The organism is Pragia fontium (assembly GCF_900638655.1).
GTDB lineage: Bacteria > Pseudomonadota > Gammaproteobacteria > Enterobacterales > Enterobacteriaceae > Pragia > Pragia fontium.
Genome location: NZ_LR134531.1, coordinates 901,468 through 920,894 on the forward strand (window position 1 = coordinate 901,468; position 19,427 = coordinate 920,894).

Consider the following 19,427-nt stretch of genomic DNA (forward strand, 5'->3'; position numbering starts at 1 on the left):
AATGTTAATTGTATTCAGTGGATTACCTGGCGTGGGTAAAAGTACCCTTGCTAAAGCGCTGGCAAAAAAGACCTCGGCCATTTATTTGCGCATTGATTCCGTTGAGCAGGCGATTCGCAGTGCCAAGGTGCTAAGGGATGATATTGGGATTTCAGGATACGCTGCCTGCTATGCTTTAGCGAAAGATAACCTATTGCTGGGGCAAACGGTGATCGCTGACTGCGTTAATCCGGTGAGTTGGTCGCGGGATGCCTGGATGCGTGTTGCCACTGAAGCTGAGGTGCCGGGGTTAGAAGTGGAGATCGTTTGCTCTGATTTAGTCGAGCACCGCCAACGGGTTGAAACCCGAAAAGTGGATGTTCCCGAGCTCACATTGCCCGACTGGGCAGCGATTATGAGCAAAGAGTATCAGCCGTGGCAACGAGCAAGAATAGTGATTGATACCGCAGGTAAAGAGATTGCCTGCTGTGTTGATGAGCTACTGGCTCATATTCATGTCTGCGAGTAATTCACACTAAAGCTGATGATTTTATGGCTGAAAAACCAGATTTTAGAAATCCGGTTCACAACGAAAGTGCATCGGTGTGCCAAAAGCCGGATGAGTAATACAAAGCTCTTGAGCATGAAGCTGGAGCCGGGAAGCCATCGCTTTCGCTTCCGGATGGGCATAAAAACGATCGCCTAAAATCGGGTGATCCATTGCCAGCATATGTACGCGTAACTGATGGGATCGCCCGGTAATCGGCATAAGCTTAACGCGAGTGGAACCATCCTCATCACGCTGAATAACCTGATACTCCGTTTGAGCACTTTTACCGGTGTCATAGCATACTTTTTGTTTAGGCCGATTTGGCCAGTCGCAAATCAACGGTAAATCGATTAATCCCTCATCCTTCTCCAGATGCCCCCACACTCGGGCGATATAGGATTTCTTCGGCTCACGTTCACGAAACTGGCGTTTTAGCTCGCGTTCCGCCGCTTTCGTTAGCGCAACGACCATCACACCGCTGGTGGCCATATCCAATCGATGCACCGATTCTGCGCTGGGAAAATCACGCTGAACGCGCGCCATAATGCTGTCATGGTGTTCTGGTGCTTTACCCGGAACGGAAAGTAATCCACTGGGTTTGTTGACCACCATAATGTGTTCATCCTGATAAAGGATATATAGCCAAGGATCGGTTGGGGGATTATAGGCTTCCATCATGGGGGTTTTCTCCGGTGATGTTCAGGTTTGAGTCAGTATTGATGCCAATCATCGTCAGACAATGATTGGCATCCTGAATCATCATTATTGGTGACTAACCACAATCATTCGTAGCGCGTCCAGTCTCCAGCTTGCCTGTTGCAAACAGGCGAGGATCTGCTGTCGGTTATCTTCGATAGCTTCTACCTCATCATCGCGAATGGTTGGATTAATCGCTTTCAGCGCATTCAGGCGATTGAGCTCCAGCGTTAGCGTATCATCCGCTTCCTGCTTGGCGGCATCGATGATTGTTTGCGCTTGTTTAGCAATCTCAGCTTCAGACATTTGCAGTACTTCATGGATGTCTTTCTGTACCGCATTAACCAGCTTGCTGCCGGTATGGCGATTTAACGCATTGAGCTGACGATTAAAGCTTTCAAACTCAACCTGAGCGGCCAGATTGGTACCTTTACGATCCAGTAACAATCTGATCGGGGTAGGTGGCAAGAAACGGGTAAGCTGTAAGTTTTTCGGTGCCTGAGCTTCAACCACATAAATCAGCTCCATTAGCATGGTGCCAACGGGTAATGCTTTATTTTTTAGCAGGGAAACGTTACAGCTACCGGTATCGCCGGACAAAATCAGATCCAGACCATTGCGCACAATTGGATGTTCCCAACTGATAAACTGGGCATCTTCTCGTGACAGGGCTTTATCGCGGTCAAACGTAATGGTACAGCCATCCTGAGGAATTCCCGGGAAATCAGGTACCAGCATATGATCGGACGGGGTCAGAATCATCAGGTTATCAGTATCATCTTCCTGATTGATACCGATAATATCAAACAGGTTGATGGTAAAACCGATCAGATCAACGTTGTTATCCTGTTCGGCGATAGTCGCTACCAGCTTTTGTGCTGGCTCCCCACCGTTAGAGTTCATTTCCAGTAGTCGGTCACGACCGTTCTCTAACTGCGCTTTCAGCGCGTTATGCATAGTACGACTACGATGGATAAAGTCGTCGAGCCCGCTCTGCTCTGAGGGTTCTGCCAAATAGGTCATTAACTCATCATGTAGCGCATCATACACCGGACGTCCGGTAGGGCAGGTGTGTTCAAAAGCATCCAACCCTTCGTGGAACCAACGGATCAGAATCGCCTGAGCGGTATTTTCCAGATACGGTACGATGATTTGGATATCATGGCTTTGGCCAATACGATCCAAACGACCGATGCGCTGTTCCAGTAAATCTGGGTTAAATGGCAGATCGAACATAATCAGACGGCTGGCAAACTGGAAGTTACGGCCTTCAGAACCGATTTCCGAACAGAGCAGTACCTGAGCGCCGTTTTCTTCTGCGGCAAAATAGGCGGCAGCGCGATCGCGTTCAATAATGGATAAACCTTCGTGGAATACCGCTGCATGGATAGCTTCCCGCTCGCGCAGGGTTTGCTCCAGTTGCAATGCGGTGGCAGCCTGAGCGCAAATGACCAAGACTTTCTCATCGCGATTTTGCTTGAGGTACTCCATTAGCCATTCAACGCGGGGATCAAAGTTCAGCCAACTGACGCTATCGCCCTCAAACGTTTGGAAAATTTGCTCTGGATAAAGCATGTCATGGGCGCGTACGCTGAATGACTTTTTGTCATTCATTAACTTCGCCACTTTAAAGGCGGTTTGATACTGTGATGGCAGCGGTAGCTTAATCTGATGCAGATAGCGCATCGGGAAGCCTTTAACCCCTTGGCGGGTGTTACGGAACAGCACGCGGCTGGTACCGTGGCGATCCATCAACATATTCACCAGCTCGTTACGGGCGGACTCGCTCTCTTCACCGTCTAAATTGACCGCTTTAAGCAGCGGTTCAATATCTTGTTCATTAATGAGATCGCCCAACGAATTTAGCGCGTTGTCATCCAGCTTGTCTCCGCTGACCAATAAACTGACGGCATCGGCAACCGGACGATATTTCTGCTGTTCTTCAACAAATTCGTGATAATCATGGAAACGGTTGGGATCCAGCAGGCGCAAACGGGCAAAGTGGCTTTCCTGACCTAGTTGCTCTGGGGTCGCGGTTAACAGTAATACGCCGGGAGTGTTTTCAGCGAGTTGCTCAATAGCCAAATAGTTACGGCTCGGCGCTTCTTCGCTCCAGACCAGATGATGGGCTTCATCGACTACCAGCAGATCCCAGTCCGCTTCAACCAAATCGCTCAGGCGTTGCTTACTTTGACAGACAAAATTCAGCGAACAGATCACTAATTGCTCGGTTTCAAACGGGTTGCTGAAATCGAGGCGCGCTTCGGCATAGCGTTCTTCATCAAACAGGGAGAAATGCAGATTAAAGCGGCGCAGCATTTCCACCAGCCACTGATGTTGTAGGGTTTCCGGCACCACGATTAAAACACGGTCAACACGACCGGCCAGCAACTGCTGATAAATGATCATGCCGGCTTCAATGGTTTTACCCAAACCCACTTCATCGGCTAATAACACCCGAGGTGCATGGCGATGGCCGACTTCATTGGCAATGTGTAGCTGGTGCGGAATTAAACTGGCGCGTACGCCAGTCAGGCCACTCCACGGCATACGATATTGTTCGCTCTGATATTTTCTGGCGCGATAGCGCAGGCAGTAGCGATCCATACGATCGAGCTGGCCGGCAAACAGGCGATCCTGTGGTTTGCTGAAGGTTAGTTTACTATCCAACATCACTTCACGCAGGGTGACATTGGCTTCATCGGTATCTAATCGATGACCGACATAAGATAGAACTCCGTCTTTCTCTTTAACTTCTTCAACCAAAAGTTGCCAGCCTTCATGACTGGTTACCGTATCGCCAGGGTTAAACATGACGCGAGTGATAGGAGAATCTTGCTTGGCATACAGGCGATTTTCGCCAATAGCAGGAAATAATAAAGTTACGGTACGTGCATCCGTTGCAACGACTGTTCCCAGTCCTAAATCACTTTCAGTGTCACTAATCCAGCGTTGGCCTAGAGTAAAGGGCATATGTTTATCGGCTTCTTTTTTTAATTAATGTTTACCATAACAATCATAAATCGTGGTAACGGCGTTACGACACAATAGTTTTATGGTTATGTTTTTCAGGGATGTGGAATAAGGGCGATATGGTAATGATCGGCGGCAGTTAAAACAACCCCATCTGACCAGTAATCAACGAATCAAAATTATCGTGCATAAATGGCAAAATTGCATCCGCTATCGGCTCTAATTGGCGGGAAATATAGTGCTGGTAATCAATAGCAGATTGTAAGTTCTCCAGTGGCTGCGGGCCCTGCAAGGTAATTAGATAACGAATAGTGCCGCCATTTTGGTACTGTAACGGCCTGCCGTGGGCGTGATTATATTCATCAGCCAGCTTGGCTGCTCTGGCGTGTGGTGGAATATTACGCTGATATTCGGATAAACGACGACGTAAGCGTTTACTATAAATTAAGAGATCGTCGAATTCGCCATTCAGGGTTTTGGCAACATAATCACGAATAAAGTCCTGATAAGGCTGATTATGGAATATTCGTTGATAAAGCTGTTGCTGAAACTGTTGTGCTAGCGGTGTCCAGTCGGTGCGTACCGTTTCCATTCCTTTATAAATCATCTCATCACCACCGTCATCACTAAGGATTAAGCCGGCATAACGCTTTTTGCTTCCTTGTTCGGCTCCGCGAATAGTGGGCATCAGAAAACGGTTGAAATGGGTTTCAAACTCCAGCTCCAGAGCCGATTCCAGCCCCATATCCTGCTTTAAGGTTTGTCGCCACCACTGATTAACGTGATTGACCAATGCCCGGCCTATTTGGCTAGCCTGTTCATTGGTGTGGGCTTGTTTCAACCAAACAAAGGTTGAGTCGGTATCGCCATAAATAACCTGATAGCCCTGTTGTTCTATCAGCGATTTGGTTTGCAGCATAATTTCATGGCCGCGCAGGGTAATGGAAGACGCCAAACGGGGATCGAAAAAACGGCATCCGCTGGAGCCTAATACCCCATAAAAGGCATTCATAATAATCTTTAATGCCTGAGACAGCGGCTTGTTAGCGGTTCGCTTGGCCTGCTCACGACCCTGCCAAATTTGCGCCACGATATCCGGCAAGCAGTGGACGGTACGTGAGAATCGAGCCTGACGAAAACCGGCGACAGAATCTTGCTCTTTATCTTTTAACGAGCCTTCAATCAGCCCGACTGGATCGATAAGGAAGGTGCGGATAATGGCGGGATACAGGCTTTTATAATCCAACACCAGCACGGAGTCATATAAACCAGGCGTAGATGACATCACATAGCCGCCGGGGCTGTGTTCTTCCGGTAAGGTGCCAAGATTGGGGGCAACATAACCAATACGGTGCATTCGAGGCAAATAGAGATGGGTGAAAGCAGCCACGGAACCGCCGCTACGGTCTGCTGCCAGCCCGGTTACGGTGGCTCTCTCCAGTAGAAAAGGCATCAGCTGAGTTTTGGCAAAAATTTTGGCAACCAGTATACAGTCCATCAGGTTGTAATGTGCCAGAGCCGGCTTATCTTCACGGAACATGCGATTGATTTCATCCATCCGCTGATAAGGGTTATCAATGGCTTTTCCCTCATTCAATAGCTCTCTGGCAACATTTTCAAGACTGAACGAAGCAAAATTCCAGGTGGCACTTTTCAGCGCTTCAATGCCATCAATAATTAATCGACCGCTGGCGGCGGCAAAAAAGTGACCTTGCTTAAAACCGTGTTCTCGCCACTCCAGCGCACTACCGTCTCGACCGAACGTCAGCGGTGTTTGATAGCGTTCGGCGTGCTTTTGCAGCACCCGCAGGTCAAACTGCACCAGATTCCAGCCGATAATTGCATCGGGGTCGTGTTCTGCTATCCACTGGTTAAGTTTTTGCAACATTAATGGACGGCTGGCAACGTATTCCAACTGAAAATCACCGTGCTGTGGCGTGCCATTTTCTGGCCCCAACATATACACCTGATTCTGGCCACAGCCGTGTAGGCCAATGGAGTAGAGTTCACCGTGTTCAGTGGTTTCAATATCCAGCGATACAAAACGCAAAGTAGGACGATAGTCCGGTGCCGGTTTTATCCGCGCATTGATTAGGCTGCCGTTAGGCCCAGGCTCACCCTGAAACCAGATTGGGGCGGTAATAAACCGCTCCATTAAATAACGTTCCGGTGGTCGAATATCCGCTTCGTATACGGTGATTCCCGCTTCGTTTAAGTTTTTCTCTATGCGTTGCAGCTGGCGATATTGTCGACAATACAGTCCGTCAATGGATTGGCAGCGAAAGTCCTGCATGTCCAGCGATCGCAGATTCCAGCCGCGTTCGCTGGTGAGCAGTGAGCGGATTCGGGATTGGCTGGCCGAAGGGGTGAAAGCAACGGCTTGCTGTAAAGGTAAACGAATACGCTGTGGGCCATTGTCCGTTGCCAGCCAATAGTCGATCTCAATGCCGGAAGGGGTATCGCGCCAGTGTCGAGTCAGGATAAAACCTTGTTGTATCACCGTCACCGTATGTTTACCTGCGTTGGTTATGCTCAATGAAATGTTGGGGTTATTGGATCGCTTACCTGTAAGGACGCGGATTATCCAATGATGACGCTGATATTCTGCGAAATAATATGGGGTCTATTATAGACTGTGTATCCATACAGGTGTTAGCGGTTTTATCCATAAATGGCGTTTGGTGATTTTCAGCCAAGAATAATAGAGAAAAATGTGTGGCTTAGCCGGTGACAGCCTGATGATGAAAAGATGAATCAGATAACGGGTGATTGAGGCGCCGGCTGGTATCAGTTTTCATGGCTTTTTTTTTAATAATTTTACCTTAGTCAAGGTTCTCAGCAATATTGGGTCATTATTTGGGGTGTGGCGTGTTTTTGTTCTATCTTTAAAAAGTAGAGATGTGTTTGTTCATCGCCATTGTATCCTATGCGCATTTCCTTAAAATCAGTTTTTATAGATATATCAATCGGATTAAGGCTTTTAATCCGAACGACTCAATAACTTCAGCATAAAAGCGCCAAACTGTGTTTTTATCCGCTCGTTAATTGATCGGAGAATTTTCTGGATCCGCGATTTACCGATCTGTTGTAAGGAATAGAGATATTATGAAAATACAAATATGGTCCGATTTTTCCTGTCCGTTTTGCTATATCGGTAAGCACCATCTTAATAAAGCGATGGCGTCTTTTGCCGGGAAAGAGGGGGTTGAGGTGGTTCTACGCAGTTTTGAACTCGATCCCGATGCGCCAAAGCAGAGCCAGAATAATATATATACCAACCTGTCGGAAAAATATGACATGAGCGTGCAGGAAGCCAGAGAGATGACGCAGCATATTAGCCAACAGGGTAAACAGGCTGGGCTGGATTTTCATTTTGATACCTTGGTTCCTACCAATACCTTTGATGCCCATCGGCTACTACATTATGCGGCCGAGCAGGGTGCAATGGAGGCGATCGGTGAAATGCTATTTAAGGCGCTGTTTACCGACTCGGCTAATTTAGCCGATCGTGAAACGCTGGTGAATTTAGCGGTGCAGGCTGGTTTGGATGGGAGCGAAGTCACAAACGTGCTGAATTCAGACCGCTATGCGGACAAGGTTCGGGAAGATGAGTCCTTGGCTCGTCAGCTAAAAATTACCTCGGTCCCTTTTTTCGTGTTTGATAATAAATATGCGTTATCAGGCGCGCAGCCAGTAAGTGCCTTTAGTGAAGTGTTGGTAAAAGTTCAGGAAGAGGCGCAACGCTTGTCAGAGGTGGAGAGTCAGCATTATGGTCATGGACCGTCGTGCTCCGATGGCGAATGTAAAAGTTAAGGGCGACAGTCTGATTGTGAGTAGGGCTTGAGTGAATTTGAACGGTTGCCATTCTGGCATGCCATTATTACGTTATTTCGGTGAAAACCGAAATCCAGTTTTTAGCTTAATATCCACACTGGGCTGAAGAACGAGGTCCCCGCTTTCGCAGGGATGACGGTATAAATGCGGGAATGACAATATAAATAATCGTCAGAAATTCATGCTTATTTTTCAGGGGAAGCCATTCACTCGGTGAATATTTGCTACTCCTGCGGCTACGCGTGCTGGGATGGCGGGGGTAAAGACGCCATCAACAGTCAACGCTGACAAATTATCCTTTTAACCCGGCTAACTCCGCGCGTGCTTCGGTGAGTTCGGCTTCCAGTTCAGTGATATCACCTTTTTTCTGCGCAATTTTTTTGTCGTATTTAGCGACTTTCTTGCTATTGCCTGCTGATTGCGCTTGTTGCTTGTCGGCTTCAATCTTAGCGATATCTTGCTGTTTTTCAGCAATCTTCTGTTCTAATTTAGTGGCTTTTTCCTGTGCACTCTTAATTAAACCTTCGGTAGTGCAGTTGGCGCCTAACTGCGCTAATGCCGTTTCCAGGCCGGCAACACGATGGCTATTGTTATGTGCTTTTGCCTGAACAATTTGGTTTTCTATTTCTGCGCGTTTCGCCGCACAATCGTTACCTGCGGCACTGGCGTGACCTGCACTAAAGGCGAATACTAAAGGCAGTACGGTTAATTTAGCCAACGTTTTTACGTTCATTGTCTTTCCTTATCAATGTATCAAACAGGTATGTGATGGGTAGGCTGAACATTGCTGCTTCTGGCCTATACCGGAAACGATTCTATTGCTGCAATACGCCTAAAATTCTGGCTGCATCGGCTTTTCCTGCCAGTAAATCTGTGGTTGAGCCGTCATAGGCAATATTTCCATCCACAACCAATAGGGTTCTGGCGGCAATTCGTGTTGCGTCCTCCAGATTATGTGACACCATCAGAAGCGTCAATAATTGTTCGTCACAGACCTCCTCCAACAGTGACAACATATCGTAACGCAAAGCTGGATCGAGGGCTGAGAAAGGCTCATCCAGCAGTAAAATCGGTTTATCACGCACTAAACAACGAGCCAGTGCTGCTCTTTGCCTTTGTCCGCCAGAAAGTTGGGAAGGTAAGCGATCGAGGTAGTCAATTAAGCCAATGCGTTGGCAGATCGCCAGACGCTTTTGCTGTTGTTCAGCGCTGAGCCTTAGACCGGGGTCTAACCCCAGCCCAATATTTTGCTCAACGGTAAGATGAGCAAACAGATTGTTCTCTTGAAACAGCATCGATACCGGGCGTAGTGACGGCGGAGTATGGCTATGATCCTGATTATTCAACAGCAGGGTTCCACTTTCAGCCATGACAAAGCCGGCGATCAGATGAAGAAGGGTGCTTTTTCCTGCCCCGCTAGGGCCCAGAATCGCCACCCGTTCACCAGCGCTCACCTTAAGGTCGAAGCACATCGCCAGTGGGGGATAAAGATAACTTAGTTTATTCAGTGTGATCATGGCGTCCGGGTAATCGTTCAATCAGAGTAAACAGCAAAAAGCACAGTATCAGCAAAATTAGCGCAGTCACTGCGCCTGATTCGCTACGATAGTTGCCCAACTGCTGATAAAGATAATAGGGTAATGTACGGAATTGTTCATTGCCGAATAGGGCAATAACCCCAAAATCCCCAATTGATAACACGCTGGCAAAGGCAAGAGCCTGAGCAATGGGGCGTTTCAGGGCTTTTAATTCTATCCAGCGCAAACGGTTCCAGCCGCTGAGGCCAAGAGACTGACTAAGTAAAGTATAGCGTTCAGCCAAATCGCGCATTGGGTTTTCTAATACTTTTAATGCGTAAGGAATAGCCATCAGGGCGTTGGTGAATATCACAATGCCATCGGCGGATTCAGGCAAGCCAACGCTATTATTGAGCAGAAGAAAGAAGCCAGTGGCTAATACAATCGCGGGCATTGCTAAAATAGCCATGCCACTAATTTCCAGTCTGGCGCCCCAAGGGTTATGGCGCAGTTTTAGTTCACGACTGCTCCATAACAGCATCATGGTTAATATCAGGCTAAGTACCCCGGAACCGGCAGCAATGCGTAATGACGTAGCTAATGCTTGCCAAAGAGCGGGCTGGCTGAGTACGTTACCGATGGTACTGTTGATGCCATCGATAATGACCGCTAATAAAGGCGGCATTAATAAACACAGGGTAAAGGCAATCAGCAGACTATCAATGATTTTTCCCATTGCAGAGTCCTGAGGATCTCGCCACTTTTGACCATAGGTGGTTCCCACTGGCAGTGAAGGATTCAGACGTTGACTAAGCAACACGATTCCCAGACAAAAGGTTAATTGAATCAGACCGAGCAGTGCTGCCCGTTGCGGATCAAAATCATAATGTAATGATTGATAGATAGCCAATTCAATAGTGGTCGCTTGCGGCCCACCGCCCAGAGAAAGTACGGTAGCGAAGCTGGCAAAGCACAGCATAAAGATTAAGGCACCGGTAGGTAGAATCTGTCGCCGTAATGCTGGCCATTCCACAAAACGAAAACGCTGCCATGTATTCATGCCTAACTGTGCGGCTAATTGTCGTTGTTCAACGGCAATGGTTTCCAGTGATTGAAGAAGTAGACGGGTAGCCAGCGGCAAATTAAAGAACGCGTGGGCTAATAAAATGCCCTGTAGCCCATAGGGTGAGAATTGGTAATCAAGGCCAATAAAATGACATAGCTGCGCCAACCAGCCTTGACGGCCATAAACGCTTAACAACCCAAAAACGGCCACCAATACTGGCAGAACCAACGTCATAGCGCACAAGCGTAGCAAGATGGCTCTGCCCATAAAGCGGCGGCGATACAACGCTCCGGCAATAAATATCGCCGGAATCAAGGAAATCATCGCGGATAAAAACGCTTGCCAAAAGGTAAAACGAATGACGTGCCATAAATAGCGGTCATTCAACAGTTGGCCGACATTACCCGGAGGAGAATAAACCCAGAGCGCGATAAACGCCGAGAGCGCGATGCCAAGAATCAGCATCGCAGCAATCAGGCCAGGCCATAGCCAAGGTGCGATTAACGGCTGACGGCGTTCTGCCATACCTGAATCCATGAGCGACGAGACTGAGCCACTTCTTGAGGGCTAAATTCCAGCGTAGTGACGGGTTTGGGCGTCTCAATAAATGCTTCTGGTAATGGGATATCAATCACCGGATACATCCAATTGGTGGTGGGAATTTGGCTTTGGAATGCAGGCGTAGTGATAAATGCCATAAATTCGGCAGCCAGTTTAGGTTGTTTGCTGCTGGCCAGCTGTCCGGCAATCTCAACTTGCAAGTAATGGCCTTCACTGAATGGTGCAGCGACATAACGATGATCTTTTTCTTCAATCACATGATAAGCAGGAGAAGTGGTATAACTGAGCACCAGATCGGCTTCTCCTTTTAAAAACAGGCCATAGGCGTCGCTCCAGCCTTTGGTTACCGTGACCGTTTTTTTAGCCAGTTGCTGCCAGGCTTGTGGCGCTTGATCGCCATAAACTTTTTGTATCCACAGCAGTAAACCCTGGCCGGGGGTACTGGTGCGCGGATCCTGATAAATTACTCGCCACTTTTCCGGGCTTTCAATTAACTCATGCAGGCTTTTAGGTGGATTTTTCAGAGTTTGCTGGTTATAAACAAAAGCGAAGTAACCGTAATCATAGGGAATGAACGTATCATCTTGCCAGCCGCCGGGCAGGGTCAGTGAGTGGGTATTCACATTCTGCTGATGTGGAGCAAACAGGCCGGATTGTTTTGCCGCAGTGAGTAAGTTGTTATCCAACCCTAGTACCACGTCAGCCGGGCTATTTTTCCCTTCCATTCTGAGTCGGTTAAGTAGCGAAACGCCATCGGCCAAAGCAACAAACTTCAGATTGCACTGGCACTGTTGTTCAAATATCTCTTTGATTTTAGGTCCCGGGCCCCAATCCGAAGCAAACGAATCGTAGGTATAGACCGTCAGCGTGGGTTTGCTTTGCTCGGCATTCGCCCATACCTGTGTGGTGATTAACAGCAGGGTTGCAGCAATCAGTTTCTTCAACACGTTGTGCTCCTATACAGCAAAATAATGGGTCAGGAACAAAGGTCTTTGAGCGAGGAAACCATTCAAGGGTAGCGCGGATGATGAATGGGTTCTCAAATCCCTCCGCCGGTATTAACCGGATCAGGTTCTACGGGTATGGTTCAGGATTTATCAGCCCAAATGCATTCTCAGCTTTAACAAGCACCCCGTTGAGAAGGGGCTATTGTAGAGACTCTTGAGGTTAGGTGAAAGGATATTATGACGGTGAGTGAATACTGACATAGGACGGATTGTTATTTGATACAGATTAGTGTTATTTAGAGGGAAACGCCCGTCTTCTGAGTAAGTAGGAAAACCGTGATGAATAAAGCCACTCTCAATGTTGTAATGCTGATTTATCCTAATATGACGCAATTGGATTTAACGGGCCCATTTGAGGTGTTTTCCAGTTTTAAAGAGTTACAGATTCATTTGGTGTGGAAGGATATGGCACCGGTCAGGGATGTTAACGGTTTGGCGATTTTGCCCACGGTGAGTATGGCGCAGTGTCCGCAGGCGGATATTTTGTTTGTCCCGGGAGGGGCTGGTCAGTTGCCACTGATGGAGGATGAGGAAGTACTAACTTTCTTACGAGGCCAGGCGCAAACGGCACTGTATGTCACTTCAGTGTGTACCGGTTCACTGATTCTGGCGGCGGCCGGATTACTTACCGGCTATCGTGCGACTTGTCATTGGCTTTCTCTGAATCAGCTGGCTTTTTTTAACGTTGAGCCGGTTAATCAGCGGGTGGTTATCGATGGTAATCGGGTGACGGGGGCTGGGGTAACGTCGGGCATTGATTTTGCTTTGTCACTAATGGCGGAAGTGTTTGGTACTGAACGGGCTAAGTTGGCGCAGCTCAGGATGGAATATGACCCGGCTCCACCGTTTATTGGCGGTTCGCCGGCTAAAGCAGAACCAGAGTTAGTGGCTCAGGTTAGGGATTTAACCTGTTCTTTTCAGCAGCAGCGTGAGCAGATAGCTAAAAAGGTTGCCGCTAAACTGATTCAACCTTAAGTCGGGGAAAGAGAACTCTCTTGTTATGTCATCCCATAAATCTATGCCAATACAGAGATATGGGAATAATAATCAGCAATGCTGGCAAAAAGTTAACCACGGCGAAGGTCTTAATTTGGGCGATGCGCAAGCCAACGGCAATCATAATAATGCCACCGCAGGCTGAAAAGTCTCCCAGCGTGATCTCGTTCATATAGGGCATGATAAGACGGGCGGAGAAGTAGAGCAGGCTTTGGATGAGTAACTGGGGGAAGGCGATTGACATCACAGCGGCACCCAGCGTGGTAGCGAAAATCATGGCGGTAAAGATATCCAGCAATGATTTGACCAGCAAGAGCTGATAGTTACCGGTCATCCCTTCGGTTAATGCACCAACCACGCCGGTTCCTCCGGCACAAAACAGCACGATCAGAGCGGTAAAGTTTTGGCTATAAAGTTCAGGCGTCATATTATGATTGCGCACCGGCAGAATTCGAGCCAACACGCGTTGAATAAAGCTGCCAAATCGTTGAACGCCTTTTTCCATAAAACACAGTTCACCAATAGCTAAACCGAGTATTAGCGCCAGAGCGACGGCGGGTAATTGTTGCACCTTAATCGTCATCACCACCCCCATGGCGATGGATATCATGGCAAAAGCGGCAGGTAGGCCATCTCTTAAACGTTGGGGTATCACCGGGGCTAATAGCAAGCCAAGCCCGCCACCGATAAAGACGGCGGCGCTATTTAGTAACGGACCTGTCATTTATTCTCCTTAAATTGGTTGAAGGTGCTCACCTTGCCTTGTTAGATGCTGTTGTTAAGTCAGGTGATGGTATCATCGTGCTCGACAATCGTTTGTTTTTATCGCTGACGATATCTATATGGTCGACCATAGCGAAATGCGCGATGTTGGGTTGTAAAGAGAAGAAATGATACTCCGTTTAGGCCAGGGATTTATATCGTAATATGGTGAGGTTTTTGTTTAATGCGATAAATAAAAAACTATTGGCATAGGATTATTTGTGTATATACATTGTTATGGTTATATTTTTATTTAATTATTGTTTTTCCATGGTAATTGAAAATAATGATTTCTTTCACCATTTAAATTTTAATACTTATTTTTATTTACCCTTTTGTTTTTCGGGTTTATTATTTTTCCTTATTGTTGGTAAAATGGATTTGATGCGAATTTTTAGCATTATTGTTTTATCGTTGTTAATTTCTTTCTTTTGATTTTTAAGGTTTTTGTTTAATTCCCTTATGTTTTGATAAGTAAATTCGTTTTTTTGATAAATGACTTTATGCTGAAGCTAAAACGAATGCTTAATTATTCTTGTTATTTAAATAAATAAAATAAATTCTAATAAAACAAAATAATTTTATATGGTAAAAATAGAAATTGGTCGGTCTTGTTATTAAGTCGTCCTATAACAGATGTCTAATTATATATATTTGAGAAGGGATTTTAATATGCGTGAATTACAAAACAATGAAGTTGAAATGATCAGCGGTGGTTGGACTGCTAGCGTTAATGACACTATCGAAGGTGCTGCTTGGGGCTTAGGTGACGGCCTGACTACCGGTATCGCTATTGGTGGAACTGCAACTTCTTCTGGCGGTTTAGGTTTTGGTACTCTTGCTCAAGCCGTTGGTGGTCTGTTAGTTGGTCCTCTTGTTGGCGGTATTTTTGGTACGCTGGCTGGTGCGATCTTTGGTAAAGATGAAGTGAAAGCCACTCTGGCTCACTATCGTGAAAATATCCACGGTTAATTAACTGTTGGTGTATTTGCCAATAGGCATTTTGTTTTCAGGATCCGGATAAACGTGTTTATCCGGATTTGATGATTTGTTTATTCATTAGGGATAATAACAATGCGTGAATTACAGAACAACGAAGTAGAAATGGTAAGCGGCGCCTGGACATCTGGTATTACTGATTCTATCGAAGGTTTTCTTTGGGGAGTTGGTGATGGTGTAACAACCGGTATTGCTCTCGGTGGTACTGCAACAGCTTCTGGCGGTTTAGGCTTTGGTACTCTTGCTCAAGCCGTAGGTGGTTTATTTGTTGGCCCAATCGTGGGTGGCATTTTCGGTGGTTTAGCCGGTCTGGCGTTTGGTAAAGATGAAGTGAAAAACACCTTAGCCCACTACCGTGAAAATATCGGCAGAGGCAAGGCTAGCGGACAATCAATTATCTAATTGTATTGATTAATCGTATGCAGATATTCAAACAGAGGGAATTCCCTCTGTTTTTTTATGATGAATTTTTACCGTTAAATTCCTATCAGGCTAGTGAGCCGACAATACTCAGTTCACTCTCATCCGGGACTTCATTGTAAGATAAAACGTGTAAACCGGGAGCAAACAACCGGGCATAGCGTGCCAATATTGGCCTGAGCTGTGGCGTTACCAGTAAAATAGGTTCACATCCCTGGGCTTTCATTTGCTCTTTAATCACCGGCATATTGGTTTGTAATTGAGTCAGAATATTCGGATCGACCGGGAAACTGTCCAATGCGACTTTACCGGATTGCTGCGCCTGATTTAACGAACTCAATAACATATTTTCCAGTGCATTATCGATGGTATAGGTCGCCAGTTTTTTGCGATCCTGATTCAGTCCATAGACGATAGCGCGACGTAAGGCATAACGCACATCCGATGCTAACAGAATCGGATCTTTGGTGACGGTAGAACTCTCCAACAGGGTTGAACTAATGGTCACAATATCTTTCAGGGAAACCTGTTCGACCAGCAACTGGCGATAGATTCGTAACTGCTGACTGAAATTTAGCGCAGCGGATAAGTCTTCTGCCAATTTGGGTGCGATGGAAGATAGACGCTCATGCAAATGAGTAATGTCATCGTAGTTAAACAGGTCCGGCAGGCATTGACGTGCCACTTTATTAACATGAGTAGCCACGACGCTGGCGCAATCTACCACCTGATAACCGAGGTTCAGGGCTTTGGGTTTTTGTTCTGGCGTAATCCACGTAACGGGCATACCGTAAGCCGGATCGTTATCCAGTACACCATCGATTTCACCGTAAGTTTCCGTTGATGGAATAGCCATCATCTTGTCGGCATGAACCTCACCGGTAGCCACTTTTACGCCATTGATATGAATGGCATATTGCGCGGGTTTGAGCCGGAAATTTTCGCGAATTCTTACTTCGGGTAATAACACTCCGCAGGTTTCTGAAATGACCTGACGTACCCCGCGAATTCGCTGAGTGAGTGGATCACCCTTGGATTGATCCACCAGCGTCACCAGTTTATAACCCAGATTCAGACCAATCGGCTCAACAATGGGAATGGTATCCCAACTGACCGTTTGCGCGGTGTCCTCGGTCATGGCATTGGTAATCGCGACAAGATCTTCAACCGGGGCGGGTTTTTCTATGGCTTTACTGCGTTTCCAGGCGACAAACAGCAATACGCCAGTAAACGTTAAGAAAGCCATATGTGGCATGCCCGGCACAATCGCCAGAATAAACATGACTCCCGCAGCGGTATATAACAGCGATGGTGATGCCAGCAGTTGAGTTTTAATCTCATCGGACATATCACCGCTGTCACTTACGCGAGTAACGATGATCGCTGCCGCCGTTGATAGCAGCAATGATGGGATCTGGCCGACCAAGCCATCACCGATGGTTAACAGCACATACTGTTCAAATGCGGTGCCAGCATCCAGATTATGTTTGAAAATACCAATTAAGATACCGCCGATGACGTTAATTACCAGGATCATGATCCCGGCAATGGCATCACCGCGCACAAATTTGGAGGCGCCGTCCATTGCCCCGTAGAAGTCGGCCTCATTGGACACATCTTTACGCCGTGCTCTGGCCTGCTCTTGATTGATCAAGCCTGCGTTCAGGTCTGCGTCAATCGCCATCTGTTTACCGGGCAGGGCATCCAGTGTAAAGCGTGCAGAAACTTCAGAAATTCGCTCGGCACCTTTGGTCACCACCACAAAGTTGATGATCATCAGAATCACGAACACCACGAAACCAACCACGAAGTTGCCGCCGATCACCACCTGACCGAAGGCTTCAATCACCTTACCCGCGGCACCAACCCCTTCATGACCATTGAGTAGTACCACACGGGTTGATGCGACGTTCAGGGTCAGGCGCATCAGCGTGGTAATCAGCAAAATGGTAGGGAAAATGGCAAAATCCAGCGGACGTTTACTGTTCACGCTCACCAGCAGAACCAAAATGGCCAGCACAATATTAAAGGTGAACAGGACGTCCAGCACGATAGGCGGAAGCGGCAGAATAACCATCGCCAGTACGCACAATAGCAGAATTGGCACCCCTATGTGCCCATGCCTTAATGCGGCAAATATTCCTTTTAATGAAAACTTACTCATACTGCTTCAATACCTCGTTAGGAATGGAGATCCCAGTGTTCAGTTTGGGTTTATCAGCTTTGCCGGCTCGCCATGACTTTAATTGCAAAACGTAAGTCAATATGTAGGCGATAGCGCGATACAACTGTGCGGGAACCTGTTGATTCACGCGGGTGGTGTGATAAATCGCGCGGGCCAGCGGGGGTAACTCAACAATTTCAATTTGGTTGGTTCGGGCCACTTCACGAATATATAAAGCGACCTCATCAATACCTTTGGCAACGACGTAGGGCGCACTGGCTTTCTCCGGTTCATATTTTAATGCCACGGCGAAGTGAGTGGGGTTAGTAATAATGACATCGGCTTTGGGCACGGTTTTATTGATTTGTCCCATAGCAAACTGGCGCTGTAGCTGACGAATGCGGTTTTTAACTTCAGGTTTACCTTCACTGTTTTTATATTCGTCTTTGATTTCCTGCTTGGTCATTTTCATTTTTTTGGTAAACAGATGCTTACTCAATGGAATATCAATAAAGGCAAACAGCGCGATAGTAATCACAAAGTAGATCATGATGCTGTAGTATTCCTGAAATCCTTTCTTAATAGCATCATTCAGAAACAGTCCCTGTAGCTGCATCATGTCGCCAATCGAGCTTTGTACCATGACGTACAGCAGATAAATCAAAATGCCACATTTCAGTAGCATCTTAATCACGTCAGTCAGATGACTAGCGGAGAACAGGCGCTTAACGCCGCTGATTGGACTGAGTTTCTTAAAATCAGGAATCAGCTTGTTGGGGGTAAAGAGCCAGCCGCCGGGAACCAGCGAAGCAACAAAACAGGTCGCCGGGATAGGCAGCAATGTGGCAATAAATTTAATAATGATCATCACATTGGCCATCAAAAACTGGGCCATGGCCTCGGTGTCATCCAGCTTACCGGCCATTTTGGCAATGGTATGAAATGACTCTTCAATCAATTTACCGTAATAAGGGAAAAAGCTGGTGATGGTGAACAGTGATGCCACCAAGCCAGCCGCCATCGTCACGTCTTTTGAGCGGGGGATTTCCCCTTTTTCTCTGGCCTTACGCAGTTTTCCTGCGGTAGGTTTTTCCGACTTTTCGCCGCTGCTTTGCTCAGCCATGATTAATCCTTAGCTTATCCAATTGGTCGAGCACCATATTGGTTAGGTTGAGATAGTGGTCCGGAATATTACCGGCCAGCAACATCAGGCAAAACAGGCCAAATAACATGCTGATGGGAAAACCCAGCGAAAACAGGTTCAAGGTTGGTGAGACGCGATTAAGCAGGCCAAATACCCCCTGAACCACCAGCATAATCAGGGTGGTGGGCAGAGACAGCAATACGGCGGAGGAAATGACCCAACTCAGACCCAACACTAAAGTGTGTAGTGAAAGGTCGTTGATTGCCTGGCCAATTGGCCAATAGGTGAAGCCTTTAAACAGAATCGTGATAAATAGCAGGTGCCCATCCATCGAGAGGAACAGCAGGGCGGAAAAAATAAAAATAATCTGAGAGATAACGGTGGTTGATGCGCCGCTGTTTGGGTCGTTCATGATCGCCATACCTAAACCCATATTGAAAGACAGAATATGGCCAGCGGTTTGCAGAGCGACGAAGACAAACTGTAGCAGCGTGCCGAAAATAAAGCCCCAGATAATCTGTTCGCCAATTAAGACTAAACTGCGCACGGTGAGTAAATCGTTGAGCACTACGTTACTGGCTATCATTGGCGTCATGACAATCGCTAATACCAGCGATAGGGCCACTTTAGCCTTAAGCGGAAACGATCGTTGATCGAAAATTGGACAGAAATGGAAAAACGCCAAGATACGCACAAATGGTAGCCAGATGGCTAACATTGGTGTGATCAGCGTATTAATATCAATGCCCATTTTTCGTG

General features: G+C 47.0%; 16 protein-coding genes and 1 riboswitch. Of the genes, 5 read left to right on the forward strand and 11 right to left on the reverse strand.

Annotated elements, in window-relative coordinates; translation table 11 throughout:
• Nucleotide 1 precedes the first annotated feature (1 nt).
• Nucleotides 2-508, forward strand: a complete 507-nt coding sequence (locus EL341_RS03670) for an AAA family ATPase (RefSeq protein ID WP_074820139.1) — start codon at nt 2-4, stop codon at nt 506-508.
• A gap of 42 nt (nt 509-550) precedes the next feature.
• Here the strand turns inward: EL341_RS03670 and rluA are convergent, their stop codons facing one another.
• From rluA to EL341_RS03685, 3 genes are all read right to left on the reverse strand, one after another.
• A complete protein-coding gene (rluA, locus tag EL341_RS03675) occupies nt 551-1,204 on the reverse strand; it encodes a bifunctional tRNA pseudouridine(32) synthase/23S rRNA pseudouridine(746) synthase RluA (protein ID WP_047782505.1) in 654 nt (217 codons plus the stop codon).
• Nucleotides 1,205-1,291: 87 nt separating this feature from the next.
• Entirely contained in the window at nt 1,292-4,198 is a 2,907-nt protein-coding gene (gene rapA / locus EL341_RS03680) for an RNA polymerase-associated protein RapA (RefSeq protein ID WP_047780097.1), read from the reverse strand.
• Nucleotides 4,199-4,337: 139 nt separating this feature from the next.
• On the reverse strand, nt 4,338-6,704 hold the full coding sequence (locus tag EL341_RS03685) for a DNA polymerase II (protein ID WP_074820137.1): 2,367 nt from the start codon (nt 6,702-6,704) through the stop codon (nt 4,338-4,340).
• A 599-nt stretch (nt 6,705-7,303) separates the two neighbouring features.
• Here EL341_RS03685 and EL341_RS03690 point away from each other — a divergent pair.
• A complete protein-coding gene (locus EL341_RS03690; protein WP_047780099.1) occupies nt 7,304-8,011 on the forward strand; it encodes a DsbA family oxidoreductase in 708 nt (235 codons plus the stop codon).
• A gap of 313 nt (nt 8,012-8,324) precedes the next feature.
• On the opposite strand, the gene EL341_RS03695 is transcribed toward EL341_RS03690, so the two are convergent.
• From EL341_RS03695 to thiB, 4 genes are all read right to left on the reverse strand, one after another.
• Complete coding sequence (locus EL341_RS03695) at nt 8,325-8,765, reverse strand: DUF1090 domain-containing protein (protein ID WP_047780100.1); 441 nt, start codon at nt 8,763-8,765, stop codon at nt 8,325-8,327.
• A gap of 82 nt (nt 8,766-8,847) precedes the next feature.
• Entirely contained in the window at nt 8,848-9,549 is a 702-nt protein-coding gene (gene thiQ, locus EL341_RS03700; RefSeq protein WP_047780101.1) for a thiamine ABC transporter ATP-binding protein ThiQ, read from the reverse strand.
• The gene (gene thiP / locus EL341_RS03705; protein WP_074820134.1) at nt 9,533-11,140 is read right to left on the reverse strand and encodes a thiamine/thiamine pyrophosphate ABC transporter permease ThiP; all 1,608 of its coding nucleotides are present in this window, start codon (nt 11,138-11,140) and stop codon (nt 9,533-9,535) included. The genes thiQ and thiP overlap by 17 nt, the downstream gene beginning before the upstream one ends.
• On the reverse strand, nt 11,116-12,123 hold the full coding sequence (gene thiB, locus EL341_RS03710) for a thiamine ABC transporter substrate binding subunit (RefSeq protein ID WP_074820132.1): 1,008 nt from the start codon (nt 12,121-12,123) through the stop codon (nt 11,116-11,118). Before thiB ends, thiP begins: the two co-directional genes overlap by 25 nt.
• A gap of 79 nt (nt 12,124-12,202) precedes the next feature.
• A riboswitch (TPP riboswitch) is annotated at nt 12,203-12,321 on the reverse strand.
• A gap of 141 nt (nt 12,322-12,462) precedes the next feature.
• Between thiB and EL341_RS03715 the strand changes: the two genes are divergently transcribed.
• On the forward strand, nt 12,463-13,158 hold the full coding sequence (locus EL341_RS03715; RefSeq protein WP_074820130.1) for a DJ-1/PfpI family protein: 696 nt from the start codon (nt 12,463-12,465) through the stop codon (nt 13,156-13,158).
• A gap of 28 nt (nt 13,159-13,186) precedes the next feature.
• Here the strand turns inward: EL341_RS03715 and EL341_RS03720 are convergent, their stop codons facing one another.
• A complete protein-coding gene (locus tag EL341_RS03720; protein WP_047780105.1) occupies nt 13,187-13,903 on the reverse strand; it encodes a DUF554 domain-containing protein in 717 nt (238 codons plus the stop codon).
• 710 nt (nt 13,904-14,613) lie between these two features.
• On the opposite strand from EL341_RS03720, the gene EL341_RS03725 reads away from it, so the two are divergent.
• Together EL341_RS03725 and EL341_RS03730 are read left to right on the forward strand one after the other, a co-directional pair.
• Complete coding sequence (locus EL341_RS03725; RefSeq protein ID WP_074820126.1) at nt 14,614-14,913, forward strand: DUF5862 family protein; 300 nt, start codon at nt 14,614-14,616, stop codon at nt 14,911-14,913.
• A 102-nt stretch (nt 14,914-15,015) separates the two neighbouring features.
• Nucleotides 15,016-15,342 (forward strand): DUF5862 family protein, encoded by a 327-nt coding sequence (locus EL341_RS03730; protein ID WP_074820124.1) that lies wholly within the window; start codon nt 15,016-15,018, stop codon nt 15,340-15,342.
• A gap of 85 nt (nt 15,343-15,427) precedes the next feature.
• Here the strand turns inward: EL341_RS03730 and flhA are convergent, their stop codons facing one another.
• From flhA to fliR, 3 genes are read right to left on the reverse strand one after another with little or no spacing between them, the layout of a single operon-like run.
• The gene (flhA, locus tag EL341_RS03735; RefSeq protein WP_047780107.1) at nt 15,428-17,524 is read right to left on the reverse strand and encodes a flagellar biosynthesis protein FlhA; all 2,097 of its coding nucleotides are present in this window, start codon (nt 17,522-17,524) and stop codon (nt 15,428-15,430) included.
• Nucleotides 17,517-18,647: a flagellar biosynthesis protein FlhB gene (flhB, locus tag EL341_RS03740; protein ID WP_074820122.1), complete on the reverse strand. Its 1,131-nt coding sequence runs from the start codon at nt 18,645-18,647 to the stop codon at nt 17,517-17,519. Before flhB ends, flhA begins: the two co-directional genes overlap by 8 nt.
• Complete coding sequence (gene fliR / locus EL341_RS03745) at nt 18,640-19,419, reverse strand: flagellar biosynthetic protein FliR (RefSeq protein WP_074820120.1); 780 nt, start codon at nt 19,417-19,419, stop codon at nt 18,640-18,642. Before fliR ends, flhB begins: the two co-directional genes overlap by 8 nt.
• Nucleotides 19,420-19,427: the final 8 nt, after the last annotated feature.

Coding starts and splice junctions, on each gene's coding strand:
- EL341_RS03730 (WP_074820124.1), top strand. CDS start 15,016: ATGCGTGAATTACAGAACAACGAAGTAGAAATGGTAAGCGGCGCCTGG.
- rapA (WP_047780097.1), bottom strand. CDS start 4,198: ATGCCCTTTACTCTAGGCCAACGCTGGATTAGTGACACTGAAAGTGAT.
- flhA (WP_047780107.1), bottom strand. CDS start 17,524: ATGAGTAAGTTTTCATTAAAAGGAATATTTGCCGCATTAAGGCATGGG.
- thiP (WP_074820134.1), bottom strand. CDS start 11,140: ATGGCAGAACGCCGTCAGCCGTTAATCGCACCTTGGCTATGGCCTGGC.
- EL341_RS03670 (WP_074820139.1), top strand. CDS start 2: ATGTTAATTGTATTCAGTGGATTACCTGGCGTGGGTAAAAGTACCCTT.
- EL341_RS03715 (WP_074820130.1), top strand. CDS start 12,463: ATGAATAAAGCCACTCTCAATGTTGTAATGCTGATTTATCCTAATATG.
- fliR (WP_074820120.1), bottom strand. CDS start 19,419: ATGGGCATTGATATTAATACGCTGATCACACCAATGTTAGCCATCTGG.
- EL341_RS03690 (WP_047780099.1), top strand. CDS start 7,304: ATGAAAATACAAATATGGTCCGATTTTTCCTGTCCGTTTTGCTATATC.
- rluA (WP_047782505.1), bottom strand. CDS start 1,204: ATGGAAGCCTATAATCCCCCAACCGATCCTTGGCTATATATCCTTTAT.
- EL341_RS03695 (WP_047780100.1), bottom strand. CDS start 8,765: ATGAACGTAAAAACGTTGGCTAAATTAACCGTACTGCCTTTAGTATTC.
- EL341_RS03725 (WP_074820126.1), top strand. CDS start 14,614: ATGCGTGAATTACAAAACAATGAAGTTGAAATGATCAGCGGTGGTTGG.
- thiQ (WP_047780101.1), bottom strand. CDS start 9,549: ATGATCACACTGAATAAACTAAGTTATCTTTATCCCCCACTGGCGATG.
- EL341_RS03720 (WP_047780105.1), bottom strand. CDS start 13,903: ATGACAGGTCCGTTACTAAATAGCGCCGCCGTCTTTATCGGTGGCGGG.
- flhB (WP_074820122.1), bottom strand. CDS start 18,647: ATGGCTGAGCAAAGCAGCGGCGAAAAGTCGGAAAAACCTACCGCAGGA.